This is a genomic window from Tumebacillus flagellatus (genome assembly GCF_000714935.1).
In the GTDB taxonomy this organism is placed as follows: Bacteria; Bacillota; Bacilli; order Tumebacillales; family Tumebacillaceae; genus Tumebacillus; species Tumebacillus flagellatus.
In genome coordinates this window covers 34,182-51,088 of the sequence record NZ_JMIR01000035.1, presented here as the reverse complement: position 1 = coordinate 51,088, position 16,907 = coordinate 34,182, and the positions used below count along the sequence as shown (strand labels likewise).

At 58.9% G+C, this 16,907-nt stretch carries 13 protein-coding genes; 9 read left to right on the top strand and 4 right to left on the bottom strand.

Annotated features, from left to right (window positions below):
- Positions 1-189 precede the first annotated feature (189 nt).
- From EL26_RS19160 to EL26_RS19120, 9 genes are all read left to right on the top strand, one after another.
- Positions 190-1,095, top strand: coding sequence for a YitT family protein (locus tag EL26_RS19160; RefSeq protein ID WP_052036589.1), 906 nt, complete (start codon positions 190-192; stop codon positions 1,093-1,095).
- A 1-nt stretch (position 1,096) separates the two neighbouring features.
- Positions 1,097-3,097 carry a transketolase gene (tkt, locus tag EL26_RS19155; protein WP_038092798.1) on the top strand — a complete coding sequence of 667 codons (2,001 nt, stop codon included), beginning with the start codon at positions 1,097-1,099 and terminating at the stop codon, positions 3,095-3,097.
- Between the two features lie 192 nt (positions 3,098-3,289).
- The gene (locus tag EL26_RS19150) at positions 3,290-3,739 is read left to right on the top strand and encodes a cupredoxin domain-containing protein (protein WP_038092794.1); all 450 of its coding nucleotides are present in this window, start codon (positions 3,290-3,292) and stop codon (positions 3,737-3,739) included.
- Between the two features lie 152 nt (positions 3,740-3,891).
- Positions 3,892-4,662, top strand: a complete 771-nt coding sequence (locus EL26_RS24105) for a VanW family protein (protein ID WP_152559330.1) — start codon at positions 3,892-3,894, stop codon at positions 4,660-4,662.
- A 90-nt stretch (positions 4,663-4,752) separates the two neighbouring features.
- Positions 4,753-6,963, top strand: coding sequence for a PAS domain S-box protein (locus EL26_RS19140; RefSeq protein WP_052036587.1), 2,211 nt, complete (start codon positions 4,753-4,755; stop codon positions 6,961-6,963).
- 202 nt (positions 6,964-7,165) lie between these two features.
- Positions 7,166-8,206 carry an N-acetyl-gamma-glutamyl-phosphate reductase gene (gene argC / locus EL26_RS19135; RefSeq protein WP_038092791.1) on the top strand — a complete coding sequence of 347 codons (1,041 nt, stop codon included), beginning with the start codon at positions 7,166-7,168 and terminating at the stop codon, positions 8,204-8,206.
- Positions 8,207-8,225: 19 nt separating this feature from the next.
- Entirely contained in the window at positions 8,226-9,458 is a 1,233-nt protein-coding gene (gene argJ / locus EL26_RS19130) for a bifunctional ornithine acetyltransferase/N-acetylglutamate synthase (RefSeq protein ID WP_038092789.1), read from the top strand.
- 16 nt (positions 9,459-9,474) lie between these two features.
- On the top strand, positions 9,475-10,380 hold the full coding sequence (gene argB, locus EL26_RS19125) for an acetylglutamate kinase (protein WP_038092786.1): 906 nt from the start codon (positions 9,475-9,477) through the stop codon (positions 10,378-10,380).
- On the top strand, positions 10,377-11,555 hold the full coding sequence (locus EL26_RS19120) for an aspartate aminotransferase family protein (RefSeq protein ID WP_038092783.1): 1,179 nt from the start codon (positions 10,377-10,379) through the stop codon (positions 11,553-11,555). The genes argB and EL26_RS19120 overlap by 4 nt, the downstream gene beginning before the upstream one ends.
- Positions 11,556-11,787: 232 nt before the next feature.
- Here EL26_RS19120 and EL26_RS24100 read toward each other — a convergent pair whose 3' ends face one another.
- The 4 genes from EL26_RS24100 to EL26_RS24090 are packed head-to-tail and all read right to left on the bottom strand — an operon-like array spanning position 11,788 to position 16,746.
- Positions 11,788-13,029, bottom strand: coding sequence for a helix-turn-helix transcriptional regulator (locus EL26_RS24100; protein ID WP_052036585.1), 1,242 nt, complete (start codon positions 13,027-13,029; stop codon positions 11,788-11,790).
- On the bottom strand, positions 13,026-14,267 hold the full coding sequence (locus tag EL26_RS24095; RefSeq protein ID WP_052036584.1) for a helix-turn-helix domain-containing protein: 1,242 nt from the start codon (positions 14,265-14,267) through the stop codon (positions 13,026-13,028). The genes EL26_RS24100 and EL26_RS24095 overlap by 4 nt, the downstream gene beginning before the upstream one ends.
- On the bottom strand, positions 14,264-15,514 hold the full coding sequence (locus EL26_RS19105; RefSeq protein ID WP_038092780.1) for a helix-turn-helix domain-containing protein: 1,251 nt from the start codon (positions 15,512-15,514) through the stop codon (positions 14,264-14,266). The genes EL26_RS24095 and EL26_RS19105 overlap by 4 nt, the downstream gene beginning before the upstream one ends.
- Positions 15,511-16,746: a helix-turn-helix domain-containing protein gene (locus EL26_RS24090; protein ID WP_052036583.1), complete on the bottom strand. Its 1,236-nt coding sequence runs from the start codon at positions 16,744-16,746 to the stop codon at positions 15,511-15,513. Before EL26_RS24090 ends, EL26_RS19105 begins: the two co-directional genes overlap by 4 nt.
- Positions 16,747-16,907: the final 161 nt, after the last annotated feature.

The window sequence follows — 16,907 nt, the reverse complement described above, 5'->3', positions numbered from 1 at the left end:
AGCTTTCCAGCGCCGATGGTACTCGGACCGCAGGGTCCCGGGAGAGTAGGACGTCGCGAGGCGAGTCACGCAACGAGAGAAAGACCTGAGCCGTGCCGGCACAGGTCTTTTTTTGTATCAAGGGTTTTGATATACTCGTGACGTTACTCGCATACTAAGGACAACTGGTGGAACAACAAAGGTGGAGACATGAAGAAGAGACAACGACGCAGCTACAATCCCCGCACGCTTCTGTTTTTAGACTACCTCTACATTACGTTGGGCTCGCTTCTCGTCGGCCTGGCTGTCACGTGGGTGTTCGTCCCGAACAAGACAGTCACCGGCGGGGTCACCGGCATTTCGATCCTGCTGTATTATCTGTTTGGTTGGAAGGTTTCGATTACCTCGCTTTGTATCAACATTCCGCTGTTTTGGGCGGGCTTCCGCTTTCTTGGCGGCCGCGAATTCGCGCTCAAGACGTTGTACGGGATCCTTGCGTTGACGCTGTGGTTGCAATTCTTGGAGCCGCTGAAACAACACCCGCTGACCGAAAACACACTGCTCGCTTCCATCTACGGCGGGCTGTTGCTCGGTGCCGGTCTTGGCATCGTGTTTCGCGGTCGGGCCACCACGGGCGGCACCGATCTCGCCGCACGGTTGGTGCAAAACTACACCGGCATCTCCGCCGGAACTCTCTTGCTTGTCATCGACGGCAGCATCATCACCGCAGCCGGCGTGATTTTTGGCATTGAGCGCGTGCTGTATGCGCTGATTTCCCTGTTTATCACGAGCAAGACGATTGACCTCGTCCAACAAGGCGTTGCCGTCGGCAAGGTCTCCTACATCATCACGGACCGGGAAGAAGAAGTTCGCCAAGCGATCCTCTTCAGCCTCATGCGCGGTTGCACGAAGATGCAATCCTACGGCGGCTTCACCGGAGTCGAACGGCCGATGCTCATGACCGTCGTCTCCCGCGCTGAAGTGTCCCGCCTGAAGGAACTCGTGCGCCAGATTGACCCGCGCGCGTTCGTGATCGTCTCCGATGTACAGGAAGTCCTCGGCGAAGGTTTTACTTTTGCCCAAGAACCGACGGCCCATGACGAAAGGAGCTCTTGACATGTCCGTTAACCTCGACCAACTAGCTATCACCGCGATCCGCACGCTTTCGATCGACATGATCGACAAAGCGAACTCCGGCCACCCGGGCCTCCCGATGGGAGCCGCTCCGATGGCGTATGAACTGTGGGCGCACAAGATGAAGCACAACCCGTCCAACCCGAAATGGTTCGACCGCGACCGCTTCGTCCTCTCCGCAGGACACGGCTCCGCGCTGCTGTACTCCCTGCTCCACCTGTTCGGCTACGACCTGCCGCTCGACCAATTGAAGCAGTTCCGCCAATGGGGCAGCAAAACCCCGGGCCACCCGGAATACGGCCACACCCCCGGCGTAGAAGCCACCACCGGCCCGCTTGGACAAGGCATCGGCATGGCTGTCGGCATGGCGATGGCAGAAGCGCACTTGGCGGCTACATACAACCGCGACGGTCACGACGTGATCTCGCACTACACCTACGCGCTCTGCGGCGACGGCGACCTCATGGAAGGCGTGGCGGCGGAAGCGGCGTCGATGGCCGGTCACATGGGCCTTGGCAAACTGATCGTGCTCTACGATTCCAACGACATCTCGCTTGACGGTCAACTGAGCATGGCGTTCACCGAAAGCGTGCAGAAGCGTTTCGAGTCCTACGGCTGGCAATACCTGCGCGTCGAAGAGGGCACCGACATCGAAGCGATCGGCCAAGCGATCGAACAAGCGCAAGCCGATGCAAACCACCCGACCCTGATCGAGATCCGCACGATCATCGGCTTCGGCTCTCCGAACCGCCAAGGCACCAACAAAGTCCACGGCTCCCCGCTCGGCGCGCAAGAAGCCGAACTGACCAAGAAAGCCTACAACTGGGAGCACGAAGCGTTCGAGATCCCGCAAGCGATCTACGACCACTACGCAACCTTCAAAGCTCAAGGCGAGAAGCTCGAAGCCGAGTGGCACGAGAAGTTCTCCGCGTATGAAAAAGCGCATCCGGAACTCGCGAAGCAGCTGAAGCTCGCGATCGACGGCGAACTCCCGTCCGGCTGGGACGCAGGCTTGCCGGCCTACACCCCGGACGACAAAGCGATGGCCACCCGCGAAACGTCGGGCGCCGCTCTGAACGGCCTCGCGAAACACCTGCCGACTCTCTTCGGCGGTTCCGCCGACCTCGCAGGTTCCAACAACACCACGCTCAAAGGGCTGCCGGTGTTCGACGTCAAGGACTATTCCGGCCGCAACGTCTGGTTTGGCGTGCGTGAACACGCGATGGGGGCGGCGCTCAACGGTCTCGCCCTGCACGGCGGCATCCACCCGTACGGCGGTACGTTCTTCGTGTTCTCCGACTACCTGCGACCGTCGATCCGCCTTGCCGCGCTGATGGGCCTGCCGGTGATCTACGTGCTCACCCACGACTCCATCGCAGTCGGCGAAGACGGCCCGACCCACGAACCGGTCGAGCACCTCGCCGCTCTGCGCGTGATCCCGAATTTGACCGTCCTGCGTCCGGCCGACGGCAACGAGACCAACGAAGCGTACCGCTGGGCGCTCACGCAACACAGCTCCCCGGTCGCGATGGTGCTCACCCGCCAGAAACTTCCGCAACTGCCGGGCACCGGTGAAAAAGCGCGCGAAGGTCTCGCCAAGGGCGCCTACGTCCTCGCCGACGCGGAAGGCGGCGCGCCGCAAGTCATCTTGATCGCGACCGGCTCGGAAGTATCGCTCGCCATGGAAGCGAAAAAAGCCCTCGACGGCCAAGGCGTCGCCACCCGCGTCGTCTCGATGCCGGCGGTCAACCTGTTCGAACAGCAAGACCAAGCGTACAAAGACTCCGTGCTCCCGCCGTCCGTCAAAGCGCGCGTCGCGCTGGAGATGGGCGTCACCGCCGGCTGGCACAAGTATGTCGGCGACAACGGCGCGGTGATCGGCATCGACACGTTCGGCGCTTCGGCACCGGGCGACCTCGTGATGAAAGAGTACGGCTTCACCGTCGACAACGTCGTGCAAACCGTCCAAAAAGTCCTCGGCTAATCACAGTCGGACACTTCCTTTTTTACAAAAAACGCCTTCCGCGCGGAGGGCGTTTTTTCTTGTTTTTCCTAGGGTTATCAGCAGATCTCCCCTTTCACAAATCGTTCATTCTTACAAGATAAACGATCCCCCCAAGGTTGCGGTGCGGGTGTATGATAGGAACGTATGAAACAAGGGAGGCGGATTTTCAGCATGAAAAAATTCACGGTTCTCGCAACGACCGCGGTTGTTGCTTTGGGTATGATTCTCGCTGGTTGCGGCGCCTCGAACGACGCTTCGTCGTCCTCGAACTCTTCCAGCTCCACGACCAACTCGAACTCCGGTTCCTCGACGACCGCTTCGTCCACCGCATCGACCGGTGACGAGCAAGTCGTGCACGTGACCGCCAAGAACTTCGCATGGACCTTGGACAAAACCGAAGTCAAAGTCGGCAAACCGGTCAAACTGGTGATCACCTCTAGCGAAGGCATGCACGCGCTCTCCATCGCAGGCACCGACGTCAAAGACGTCCACGCGATGGCCGGCCAAGAGCAAACGGCAACGTTCACCCCGACCAAAGCGGGCGATCTCGACTTGAAATGCACCCTCATGTGCGGTCTCGGCCACTCTTCGATGGTCACCAAGCTCAAAGTCACCGAGTAATCGCATCGCTTGAACAGTACTTGAAAAAAACAACCCTGCCATGCCCCTGCGGTTTGGCGGGGTTTTTATTTTTCAAGAATTTATAACTTGGACAAACTGTTCTCCGTCCTTCTTCATATACATGGGAAGAGGGATGGAGGGTGTTTGACAAGATGACCACAAACAAAAACACAAACAAGAAGAAAACCAACACGATCTGGTGGGGAGCGTTGCTCTCCACCGCTTTGATGACCGGGGCCGCTTGGTTCGGCCTGACCCAATGGCAAGACGCGCACCAAACGGCGGCCGCCGTCACACAGCCGGTGCCGCCCCAAAACAAACTCGGCCCCGCCGGGGACTTGCGCCCGGACATGGCGGGACTGCCGGACGATGCGTCCACCCGCCAGCACAACGTCGACGTGCGGGCCGCTCAAGAGCGCCACGATGCCTACCTGAAAAGCCTCTCCACCGCGCCGGGCACGCCGATCGGCACGTTCTCCACGTCGCTGGCCGGGCACAACGCCAGCGGCCGCGTACACAACATCATGCTCGCCTGCCAGAAATTCAACGGCAAAGTCCTCCTGCCGGGTGAAGAATTGTCGTTCAACCAAACCACCGGCGACTCCAACAGACCGGAGGACGGTTGGCAGCTCGCCACCGTGATCGTCGGCAAGCAATTTGAGCAAGGCTACGGCGGCGGCATCTGCCAAGTCTCAAGCACGATGTACAACGCCGTGCTGCGCGGCGGCTTGACTGTCACGGAACGCTACACCCATTCTCTTCCCGTCGGCTATGTGGAACCGGGCCATGACGCCACCGTCTCCTACCCCGAACTCGACTTCAAGTTCGTCAACTCCATGCAAACGCCCGTGCGCCTGCAAACGGTCGTGCAGGGGGAGAACGTGACCGCCACAATTCTCGCCTTGCCGCCCGAAACCCTGTAAGAGCCGCCAAAAGCGGTATAACAAGGAGAATTTGTCCGGGCGTTGAATATAGGGGGCGTACTGTTTTGGAGTTTGCAAAGGGGATGCCGTATGTACGACGCAAAGAGAACCCAACCGATGAAATACGACCTCGATTTTTATAGATCTCTATTTGAAAATCATCCAGATGCCGTCATGGCGTGGGCGGATGGTCGCTACACCTTGGTCAACGCGGCGGCAGAAGCGCTGACAGGGTACACGGAAGCCGAGTTGCGGGAGGAAGTTTCCTTTTGCGATCTCATCGAGGAAAGCGAAATTCCGCGCGCGGCAATCTGTATGGAAAAAGCGCTGGCAGGCGAGGCGCAGCAATTTGAAATCAAGGTCGTGCGCCGTGACAAGCGACGCCTTGACGTGCATGTGACCAAAGTGCCGATGGTGATCGACGGGCAGGTGCGCGGCGTGTTCAACATCGTGCGCGACATCACCGAACGCAAGCGGGCGGAAGAAGAGCTGTGCCAGAGCGAGTTCCGGCTCGCCCGTGCCCAACGCCTTGCGAAGTTCGGGTCGTGGGAATGGGACATGGTCACCGACTCCCTCTGCTGTTCTGAAGAAATGCACCGCATCCTCGGCGCGAAGCTCGGCGAGATCAACTCGTACGGCAAATTCATTTCGTTTGTGGTGGAAGAGGACCGCGCGCAGGTGCACGCCACGGCGCAAGCGGCCATCGAAGGCATAACGGTTGAAAACCAGTTTCGCGTTCGCCGTCCCGACGGGGAGATTCGCGTGTTGCATGCACAAGCGCAAGTGCAGTTTGACGAGAACGGAAACCCGTTGGTCATGTACGGCACCGACCGGGACATCACGGAGCAGTTGGAGCAAGAGCGCCGCATCCGCGAGCACGACGAACGGCTCCGCATCATCTCCGAGAACGCGCAAGACATCATCACCTACTCGTCGCCTGAAGGCATTGTCCTCTATGTATCGCCCTCCACGCGCACGTTGCTCGGGTACGAGCCGGATGAAATCATCGGGAAGCACGCCGACACCTACTACCATCCGGAAGACAAACTGCGCATGGCGAACAACGAGTTCGAGCTAGCGGAGGACGGGATGATCTTCTCCTGCCGCATCTTGCACAAGGAAGGCCGCTGGATCTGGTTTGAAACCAGCGTCAAACGCATCCGCGATGAACACGGAGCGGTCGTGAAACTGCTCGGCATCGGCCGGGACATCACCTTGCGCAAACGGGCGGAAGAGCACTTGCGGGCCACGCGCGACCAGTTGGATTCGTTTATCGAAAACAACGTCGATGCGATCGGCCTGCTCGACCGCGAAGGAAAGTTGCTGCGCACCAACCCGGCGTACGAGCGGATGTTTGGACTCAAACTTCGCGAGATCCTCGGGAGTGATTTCCGTACGATCCCGGCGATCCCGGAGAATTTGCGCGGGGAGATGCAGATGCTCTTGGAAAAAGTGCGGCACGGCGAGGCGGTGCTCGGGCACGAAACGTACCGCTTCCACCGCGACGGCACGAAGTTGAACGTCTTGCTCTCCCTCTCGCCGGTGCGCGACGTGGAGGGACGGGTCGACGGCTTCTCGGTTACGATTCGCGACATCACCGAACGCAAACGCACGGAAGAGCTGCTCCTGCAATCGGAAAAACTCGGCATCGCCGGACAGTTGGCGGCGGGCATCGCTCATGAGATCCGCAACCCGTTGACGGCGCTCAAAGGGTTTGTGCAACTGATGCAAGTCGGAAACAACGACCCCAAATACCTCGACGTGATGTCGTCGGAACTCAAGCGCATCGAAAGCATCGTCAGTGAACTGCTTGTGCTCGCCAAGCCGCAAGCCGCCCTGCATAAGCCGGTTCGCTTGCAAGCGGTCCTCGCGCATGTGCTCACGCTGATCGAGACGCAGGCGATCCTCAACAATGTGGAAATCCTCGCCGCATGGGACGCCGACACGCTCCCGACGCTGACGTGCGACGAAAACCAAATGAAGCAAGTCTTCTTGAATTTCCTGCAGAACGCCATCGACGCGATGCCAAACGGCGGACGGGTCACCCTCGACGTGGAACGTCCGACGCCGCGCTCCGTGCGCATCTCCATCGCCGACGAAGGCGTGGGCATCGCACCGGACTTGATGCAAAAACTCGGCGAACCGTTCTACACCACCAAGGAAAAAGGCACCGGCCTCGGCCTGATGGTCTCCAAGCGAATTCTGGAACAGCACCAAGGCCGCTTGCAGATCGACAGCATCTTGAACGAGGGCACGACCGTCCAAGTCTTGTTGCCGTGCCTAGATGATGAGCAGTCATAAATGAGAACAGACCTCTCAAAATCGGGGTCTGTTTTTTAGTTTAATAATAATTACTTGATAGTTGATCGAAAATTCGATATGTTTCAAGTGAGGACAAGCCGTTGCGAGCGGGGGGATTTTTTATACAAAGTCATTGCAACTTTATTCATACACTCGTATAATGATTCGTATCATGAAAACAGAGGCAGAGGTGAGAGAAGAGATGCAAATCGCCATCTTGGGCGCAACGGGCTATACAGGATTGGAAGTGGTGCGCTTGCTGCATAAGCACCCGGAAGCGGAAGTGACGTACGTGTCCTCCGACTCGCAAGCGGGGGCTGAACTTGCAGACGTGTACCCGCATCTGCGCGGCGTGCTCGCGTACACATTGGAAGGAGCCGATCCGGCGGAGATCGCCAAGCGGGCGGACTACGCGTTGGTCGCGTTGCCGTCGGGGGTATCCACGAACTTGGTGCCGGGCTTGCTGGAAGCGGGCGTGCGCGTGATCGACCTCGCGGGCGACCATCGCCTGCCGGACGATGTCTACGCGAAGTGGTACAAAAAACAACCGCCCGCGCCAACCGTCCTGGAGCGTGCCGTATACGGCTTGCCGGAACTCTACAAATCGCAAATCACCGGCGCGTCGTTGATTGCCAATCCCGGTTGCTATCCGACGGCGACGCTGCTCTCGCTGCTCCCGCTGGTGAAGAACGGACTGATCGACCCGCACTCGCTCGTCATCGACGCCAAATCGGGCGTTTCGGGCGCGGGCAAAGCGCTCTCGGCGGGCACGCACTTCGTCGAGGTCAACGAAAACTTCAAAGCGTATAAAGTCGGCGAACATCAGCACATCCCGGAAATCGAGCAAGTGCTGACCGACGTGAACCCGAGCGGGGAAGCGGTGACGATCTCGTTCACCACCCATCTCGTGCCGATGATCCGCGGCATTCTCACGACGAGCTACGCCAAATTGACCGGATCGTATTCCACCGAAGACCTTTTGGCGGTCTACCGTGAATTCTACCGCGACGCACCGTTTGTGCGCCTGCACAGCGCGGGGAACTTCCCGCAAACGCGCGACGTGACGGCGAGCAACTTCTGCGACATCGGACTGCGCGTCGACCCGCGCACGAACCGCGTGACGGTGATCGGCTGCATCGACAATTTGGTCAAAGGCGCGGCAGGCCAGGCGATTCAAAACCTCAACCTGCTCGCCGGACTTCCGGAAACCACGGGACTCCTAAACGTTCCCGTCTACTTATAAAAAGGGGGAGAGAGCTCAGATGAAAACGACCATCGAAAAAACTTCCTGCACCGTGCTCTCCGCAGGCGGCGTCACCACACCGAAAGGCTTCAAAGCGACCGGCCTCCACGCCGGCATCAAGAAGAAGAGAAAAGACCTCGGCCTGCTCGTCTCCGAAGTCCCGGCAGCCGCAGCCGGCGTGTTCACCACGAACCTCGTGCGCGCCGCTTGCGTCACCCAGAACGAACTCCAACTGCAAACCACCCCGTACCTGCAAGCGATCGTCGTCAACTCCGGCAACGCCAACGCGTGCACCGGCGTGCAGGGCGACCAAGACGCGCAGACGATGCGCAATTCCACGGCGAAACTGCTCGGCTTTGAGAACGAAGCGGTCGCGATTGCTTCGACCGGCGTCATCGGCGTGCAGATGCCGATGGAACCGCTCCTGAACGGCATCTCCCAAGCGGCTTCGACGCTGACGGTGGAGGGCGGAGATCTTTTTTCCGAAGCGATTTTGACTACGGACACCTGCAAGAAGGAAATCGCCGTCCAACTGACGATCGACGGCCAACTCGTCACGCTCGGCGGCACGGCGAAAGGCTCGGGGATGATCCACCCGAACATGGCGACGATGCTCGCGTTCGTCACCACCGACGCGGCGGTGGAACCGGCGGCGCTTAAACGCCTGCTCTCGAAAACCACCGACCAAACGTACAACTGCATCACCGTCGACGGCGACACCTCGACCAACGACATGGTGCTCGTGATGGCAAACGGGATGGCGGGCAACGACACCCTCGACGAAGACCATCCGCAATGGGGCGATTTCGTGGAAGCGTTCCACCTCGTCTCGGAAAAACTCGCGAAAGACATCGCCCGCGACGGTGAAGGCGCGACGAAACTGATCGAAGTCGCCGTCAACAGCGCGCCGACCGAAGAGATCGCCACCGTGATCGCCAAGTCGGTCATCGGTTCCTCGCTGGTCAAAACGGCCGTTTACGGCGCCGACGCGAACTGGGGCCGCATCCTCTGCGCGGCGGGCTACTCCGGCGCGAAGTTCGACCCGAACCTGCTCGACATCTTCATCGGCCCGATCCAAGTCGCAGCGAGCGGCATGGGTCTCGTGTTCGACGAGGAAGCGGCGAAGGAAATCCTGCTCGCCGACAACGTCGTGCTCACCGTCAACTTGAACCAGGGCGAAGCGTCGGCGAAAGCGTACGGCTGCGATCTGACGTACGACTACGTGCGCATCAACGCGAGCTACCGGACCTGAGGAGCGGAGGGAGATTATGCAAGCCAGCGAAAGCACCGTTTCTGACAAACTCTCCGTTTCGGAAAAAGCGCAAGTGCTCATCGAAGCCTTGCCGTATATCCAAAAGTTCGCGGGCAAGATCGTCGTCGTCAAATACGGCGGCTCGACCATCCAAGCGGACGGAGACCGTCCGGATCGCATCGACCCGGTGATCCTCGACATCATCTGGCTGAAGCAAGTCGGCCTGCAGCCGGTCGTCGTGCACGGCGGGGGCAAAGCGATCACCAAGATGCTGAACGCCCTCGGGCATCAAGCGCAATTCGTCGACGGCTTGCGCGTCACCGACGGCCCGACGATGGAAGTCGTCGAGATGGTGCTGGGCGGGCAAGTGAACAAGCAACTCGTCGCGGCGTTCGGCGCGGCGGGGAGCCCGGCGGTCGGAATCACCGGCGTCGACGGCCACCTGCTTCAAGTCCGGAAAAAAAACCACCCCGGCGGCGATCTCGGTCTGGTCGGCGAAGTGGCGGGCGTCCAAACGGGCGTGCTGAAAGCGCTGCTCTCCGGCGGCTTCATCCCGGTGATCGCGCCGATCGGCGTCGATGAACACGGCACGCGCTACAACGTCAACGCCGACTCTGCGGCGGGCGCGATTGCGGGGGCGCTGTCGGCGGAGAAGCTGATTCTCTTGACCGACGTGCCGGGCATCATGCAAAACGGCACCGTCCTCTCCGAAGTGACGGCGGCAGACATCCTGCGCCTGATCGACGAAGGCACGATCCACGGCGGGATGGTGCCGAAAGTGGAAGCGTGCTTGAACGCGCTGGAGTACGGAGCACGCCATGTGCACATCTTGAACGGCAACGAGCGGCACGCGCTGCTGCTTGAAGTCTTCACCAAAAACGGAATCGGCACGCTGGTGCGGGGAGGAGAACCAACAGTATGACACATCTGATGAGCAACTACGGCCGTTTGCCGATCTCGTTTGTGCGGGGGCAAGGCACGCGCCTGTACGACGAACAAGACAACGAATATCTTGACTTCACCTCCGGCATTGCCGTCACCAACCTCGGACATTGCCATCCGAACGTGACCGCCGCGCTCCAAGAGCAAGCGGCGACGCTGGTGCACACCTCGAACCTGTTCCAGATTCCCAAGCAAGAAGCGGTGGCGGCGAAGCTGTGCGAGCTGTCGGGCTTGGACCAAGTGTTTTTCTGCAACTCGGGGGCGGAAGCGAACGAAGCGGCGATCAAGCTGGCGCGCAAGCACAGCAAGGAGAAGTACGGCGAGCACAAGTTTGAAATCTTGACGCTCGAAGACGGCTTCCACGGGCGGACGCTCGCGACCGTCACGGCGACGCCGCGCAAGAAGTTCCAAGAGGGATTCGCCCCGCTGATGCCGGGCTTCCGCTATGTGCCGAAAGATCTCGCCGCGATCGAAGCGGCGATTTCGGAGAACACCTGCGCGCTGATGATGGAGCCGGTGCAGGGCGAAGGCGGCGTGTTGCCGCTGACTCCGGAATTTTTGCAAGGGGTTCGCGCGCTGTGCGACAAGCACGGCTTGCTTTTGATCTTCGACGAAGTGCAGACCGGCATCGGGCGCACGGGCACGATGTTTGCGTTTGAGCAGGCGGGCGTGCAACCGGACATCTTGACGTTGGCGAAGGCGCTGGGCAACGGCATTCCGGTCGGGGCGACGCTCGCCAAAGCGGAAGTCGCGTCGGCGTTCACGCCGGGCACGCACGGCAGCACGTTCGGCGGCACGCCGCTGGTGATGGCGGCAGTGCTGGCGACGCTTGAGACGATCGAGAGCGAGAACATCCTGCAAAACGCCAAAGAGATGGGCATCGAGCTCGGCCTGCGCCTGCAAGGGCTGATCGAGCAACACGACTGCCTGCTCGAACTGCGCGGTCTCGGACTGCTGCGCGGCGTGACGATGGACCGTCCGGTCGCGCCGCTGATCAACAAGTGCCGTGAGCTTGGCCTGCTCGTCCTGAGCGCGGGCGAAAACACCCTGCGCATCATCCCGCCGCTCACCGTCACGTCGCAGGACATTCACCTCGCGATCAAGATCTTGGAGCAAGCGGTGCAAGAAGTCGCGCAAGGCGTGGCACAAGCGTAAACGAAAGCCCAAAACCCCCTCGTGTCTGTTGAAAACACGAGGGGGTTTTGTTCTGCTTCGATTTATCAATTCTGAAATCGTACAATAGTAAGGGTCGGGGCAAAATATTTCCACTATAGTATTGATATTGCAACTACCCATTGGTACTATTTTTATGACAAACTTCGTAGAGTGTTGGTAAACGCTCTCCCAAATTTTGGCTCGTGACCTCGACAATCACGGGCTCTTTTTTTTATAGAGGACGGAGCTTGAGGACGGCTTCCTTGCCGATCTGCAGGGCTTCTTTCAGTTCGGTTTGAAAGTTTCGCAAGGAAGAATAGACATCCACCGCTTCAAACGCATACGTGCTCGCGGCATCATAATCCCCGAGAGCGAACTGACAGTACGATGATGTCAGCAGAAAATAGGCGCGCTGTTCGCAAGGCAAGGAGTCGGCGAGCAGAGTTTCCGCTTCTTGCAACAAGACCAAGGCTTCGGGGAATTCATTCCGATCAAGGTGCAGTTTCGCCATTCGCGATTTCGTCATGGCAACGTCACTTGGTTTCATGAGGTCTTTTAGTTTATGCAACTCTTCCTTCAGGACATCAAGTGCAAACTTACGTAAACCGGGTTTCAGTATGTACGCATAACTTTTGGCACGCACGACAAACCAGTACATATCCGACTTTTGAAACCAAGGAATCGCTTCGAAGAACATATCGGCCGCTTTTGAGTGATCGCCTAGATTTTTATAGGTATTTCCCAGTGCGAAGTAACAGCCCCCAACCGCGTAATTGGTTTCGGGAGTTTGGTCAATCAATTTCGGCAGCGCGCGTTGCAGATACGAGATGGCTTCCTGGAAGCGTCCAAGAAATCGCAACGAATCGCCAATGGCATAGAGCAAAGTTGGAACCGTCCGATAGTTTTGCAATTCAGGGTGTTGATGTATGATGTCGGCTGACCTCTTGTAGTGATGCAGAGCCATGACGAATTCCATCCTGCGATGCCAAGCCCCTCCAAGGGTATAATGCAACTGCATCACAAACAGTGGGTTGGCGTTGACTTTGTCTTCCCACTTTTCCGCCATAGAATACAGCACTTGCAAGGCCTGTATCCTAGTGTGATCCTCGACCGTCATGAGAGCCGCTTCTGCATAGGTCAGTTGATCGCGTTGGTAGTCTTGCATCGAGGGGAAGTTTTCTCGAACGCGATACACGAGTTCCAATGCTTTGGCAAACTTCCTTTCCAAATTGACCAACATGATGACCTCTAACCAGGCAGCCACTGTGAGGTCCGGGATCATTTCGACCAGTTCTATAAATTCCGCGTCAAGCGTTTTCGAGAGGCGAAACAGAATCTCCGGCGACGGCGCAAATCTCCCGTTTTCCACGCCCGAGATCGTGGCAGGGGAAACTTCCGCTTTCTCGGCGAGCTCTTTTTGCAGCCAACCGCGAGCTTCGCGCAGGTCTTTGATCTTCTCCCCAAGTGCATTCATGAGGTCACCTCCTGACGCATCCGAAACACCGCTTCCTTGCCGATGCGCAGGGATTCTTGCAACTCCGCAAGAAAAAACCGCAGCGACGCGTACAGGTCCGTCGCTTCAAACGCATAGCGGGAAGCGGCGTCATAGTCCTCCCTCGCCATGTGGTAGAGGGCGCAGTTCAGCAGGAAGTAGGCATGCTCGCCGCGCGGGGGAAGCCCGGAGAGCAGACCCTCCGCTTTTTCCAAAGCGGCTTGGGCTTGTTCGAGGTCGCCGCGGTCGAGGTGCACTTTGGCCATCCGTGTGTGGACAAGTCCCCGGTACTGGGGCGTCAAAGTATCTTCCAACTCCCGCAGCTCCTGTTCGAACACCGCAACGGCATCGTCCGTCTGCTCCGGGTCGAAAAAGGCGACGTAACTGCGGCAGCGCATCTCAAACAACTTCGACTTCGCCTGTTGCATCAATGGAACCGCGTTGCGAAACGCCTGCACCGCTTGCGGCATCAGGCCCAGGTTTTTATAACTCACGCCGAGCGAGAAGTAACAACTCCCGAGCATGAAGAAATTCCGCAGCTTGGTCAACGGCTCGATCGCTTGTTGCAGATGCAGGATCGCTTCGTGATCCCGTCCGAGCCACCGCAAGCAGTCGCCGGTGTTGTAATGCGCCGTCGCGAGCAGTTTGTGTCCCGGCTCCGGCAGCGACTTCAAAATCTCCAGCGCACGGGCGTAATGATGCAGCGCCGTCACGAAGTCTTGGTGCAGGTACCACGCCGCCCCCAATCCGTTTTGCACGCGAAACGCCAAGCGGAGGTCGGTGTGCGCGTTGCCTTCGAGCTTGCGGGACAGCGCGTAGAACGTCTCAATTCCCTGCATCCGGCTTTCCGGGAAGTAAATCAGGCAGTTTGCTTCGATCATCGTCAACTCATCGCGTTGATACTCCAGCATCGTCGGGTGTTCCGTCTGGGCGCGGTGCAGCGTTTGCAACGCGCGGACGTTGTCGCGGTTGCTCAAATACACCGTGGCGATCTCCAAGAGCGTGTCCAATTTCGGCGACGGAATCAATTCCGCCAATTCATAAAACGGCAACCCCAACTCCGCCGCGATCCGATGCACGACGTCCGGTGTCGGAACGAACCGTCCGTTCTCCACCGCCGAGACGGTCGCGGGCGACACATCGGCGCGCTCGGCGAGTTCGCGTTGGGTAAAGCCCCTTGCTTCCCGGCAGAGCTTGATCTTCTCTCCAAGCGAAGTCATCCGCAGGCACCTTCCTCGCGCAGTTTGTAGACCGCTTCCTTGCCGACGCGCAGACATTCTTGCAAGTCGGTATGGAAAAAACGCAACGACGCGTACAGGTCAGCCGCTTCAAACGCATAGGAGCTTGCCGAATCATAATCCCCGACAGCGAAGTGATATTTCGCGTAATTCAAGAGAAAGAACGCCCGCTCCCCGCACGGATGCAAACTTGCGCACAACGGTTCCACTTTTTCCAAAACGGACTTGGCTTCCGCGAGCATGTGCAGATCCAGATAGACCTTGGCGATGCGCGTCGTCGTCACCGCGACGTCCTTGGGCGGCATGCGGTCGCGCAATTCCCGGAGCTCCTCTTCCAAGCGGGCAACCGCATCGAGGGTCAAGTCCGGGTTCCAAACGGACGCATAACTGCGGGCGCGGGTCGCAAACCACTTGGAGCTTTGGTTTTGCGTTTTTTCAAACCACGGAACGGATTGGCGGCACGCTTCTGCCGCTTCTTGCATCCTGCCGAGGTTTTTCAGACTGATTCCGATCGCATAGTAACAGGCGCCGACCGAATAGAAGTGATGCTCTTGTTGGAACAACGGGATCGCTTTTTCCAGGTGGGTGATCGCTTCTTCATCGCGGCCGACATACCGCAAGCAATCCGAGATGTTGTAGAGGACCCGGCCGTACAGCAGACCGCCGTGATCGGGCAAGAAGCTGAGGATTTCCTTGGCGCGGGTAAAGTGGTGCAACGCGGTGATGAAATCGTAGTTCTGGTGCCACGCGATGCCGAGCGTATTCTGCACGCGAAACGCAAACGTCGGATCGGCGTGGGCGGCGCGCTCCGTTTTGGACGAGAGCGCATAGAGCGTTTCAATCGATTGCATGCGGCTCTCCGGCCAAAACAGCAACACATGCGCTTCCAAGCGGGCGAGTTCGTCCGCTTGATACTCCAACAAGTCCGCCTGCTCTTGAAGGTCCTGCACGATGCGCAAAACACGTCCGAACTCCACGTCCACCACCAGCTGTCTTCCGATTTCCAGCGCCGTGTCGACTCTGGCGGGCAGCAAGAGCTCCGCCAACTCGTAAAACTTCACGCCCAACTCCGCCGCGATCCGGTGCACGACGTCCGGCGACGGGACAAACCTCCCGTTCTCCACCGCCGAAACGGTGGCAGGCGACACATCCGCGCGCTCGGCGAGCTCTTTTTGGTTCCAGCCCTTCGCTTCTCGGCAAGCTTTGATCTTCTCGCCCAGTTTGTTCATCCGTTGCCGCCTCCCCGCATGCGAAGCACCGCTTCCTTGCCGATGCGCAGGCATTCCTTCAGGTTGGTGTGGTAGAACGGCAATTGCGCATAGAGGTCGGACGCGGCAAAAGCGGTCTCGCTTGCGAGGTCGTATTCCCCCGCGGCGAGCAGAACCTCCGCTTGAACCAACATCGCATACGCGTACACGCCGGTCGTTCCGTGCGGCGCGGAGAGCTCAAGCGCTTTCATAATCGCGGCTTTGGCGGCGGGCAGGTCATTCAAGTTGAGGTGGACTTTGCCGATGCGCGTGTACGCCAACGCCTCATCCAGCGGTTCAAGCGGAACTTCCAACTGCTTCTGCAACGCCGCCAAGGTCACGTCCGGAGGTTGCCCGGTCAGAAACGCCGCGTAGCCGTCGAAGCGAACTTTCCAATCGAGATGCAAAGCGATTTCGTAACACGCCACCGCTTGCTGATAAGCGCGGGCGGCGCGGACGGGGTCGTTTTTTTCATGGTAGCTTTGGGCGAGCTCCCGGTACATCTCGCCGATGCTGCGCGGCGAATTCGTGGCGTGAAACAGCTCCGCGGCTTTGGCGATGGACGCGGACATTTCGTCTTCGTCGCGCAACAGGTGTGAACAAGCGCTCAAGCTGTGATGAAGCTGGGCGAGCACCAGGGCGTCCGGCACGGGAAGCTGGTTCATCACTTCAAGACCGCGTTTCAGATGATGCACCGCCGTCACGAAATCCCCGTTCTGCATCCAGCCTTCTCCCAGCGCCAACTGCACCCGCGCCACAAACACATGGTCGATTTGCGCCGCGAGTTCCAGCTTGTACACCAGTGCGTAAAGCATCTCCAGCGCGGGCAGCCGGTCCGGTTGGGCAAGCCGGGCACTGGCTTCGAGCAACTGCAACTCGTCTTGCTGGTCTTCCAGCAGCGTCCCGCGCTCGCGGATTTGCGCAATCGTCTGAAGCGCCAGCGCTTCTTCGCGGCGAAGCAACTGCAAGCGGGCGACGTCGAGCAACGCTTCCACCGTGAGTTCCGTCGGCTGATCGACGAGATCGTGCAACGGCAACCCGAGCGCGAGGGCGATGCGCTGAAGCAGGTCCGGCGACGGAGTGAAGCGTCCGTTTTCCAACGCGGAGACGGTGGAGGGAGAGATGCCGGATTTCTCGGCGAGTTCTTTTTGATTGAAGCCTTTGGCTTCTCGGTAGGATTTAAGTTTTGAGCCCAGAGAGGCGAATTGTGACATATTGGGTCGTCCTTTGTCTGAAAAAAGTGATACACTCAGTGTACCATGAAAAAAACGCAAGGGATGCCATTCTTTGCGCCCGATTTTACTCGGATGGGGGGAGCTGGAGCCACGGGGAACGGTCGTTATCGCAATCTATCATTTTCTGGAAGCCAAGGGTG

Coding starts and splice junctions, on each gene's coding strand:
- EL26_RS19120 (WP_038092783.1), top strand. CDS start 10,377: ATGACACATCTGATGAGCAACTACGGCCGTTTGCCGATCTCGTTTGTG.
- EL26_RS24090 (WP_052036583.1), bottom strand. CDS start 16,746: ATGTCACAATTCGCCTCTCTGGGCTCAAAACTTAAATCCTACCGAGAA.
- argC (WP_038092791.1), top strand. CDS start 7,166: ATGCAAATCGCCATCTTGGGCGCAACGGGCTATACAGGATTGGAAGTG.
- EL26_RS24105 (WP_152559330.1), top strand. CDS start 3,892: ATGACCACAAACAAAAACACAAACAAGAAGAAAACCAACACGATCTGG.
- EL26_RS19160 (WP_052036589.1), top strand. CDS start 190: ATGAAGAAGAGACAACGACGCAGCTACAATCCCCGCACGCTTCTGTTT.
- EL26_RS24100 (WP_052036585.1), bottom strand. CDS start 13,029: ATGAATGCACTTGGGGAGAAGATCAAAGACCTGCGCGAAGCTCGCGGT.
- EL26_RS24095 (WP_052036584.1), bottom strand. CDS start 14,267: ATGACTTCGCTTGGAGAGAAGATCAAGCTCTGCCGGGAAGCAAGGGGC.
- tkt (WP_038092798.1), top strand. CDS start 1,097: ATGTCCGTTAACCTCGACCAACTAGCTATCACCGCGATCCGCACGCTT.
- EL26_RS19105 (WP_038092780.1), bottom strand. CDS start 15,514: ATGAACAAACTGGGCGAGAAGATCAAAGCTTGCCGAGAAGCGAAGGGC.
- EL26_RS19150 (WP_038092794.1), top strand. CDS start 3,290: ATGAAAAAATTCACGGTTCTCGCAACGACCGCGGTTGTTGCTTTGGGT.
- EL26_RS19140 (WP_052036587.1), top strand. CDS start 4,753: ATGTACGACGCAAAGAGAACCCAACCGATGAAATACGACCTCGATTTT.
- argB (WP_038092786.1), top strand. CDS start 9,475: ATGCAAGCCAGCGAAAGCACCGTTTCTGACAAACTCTCCGTTTCGGAA.
- argJ (WP_038092789.1), top strand. CDS start 8,226: ATGAAAACGACCATCGAAAAAACTTCCTGCACCGTGCTCTCCGCAGGC.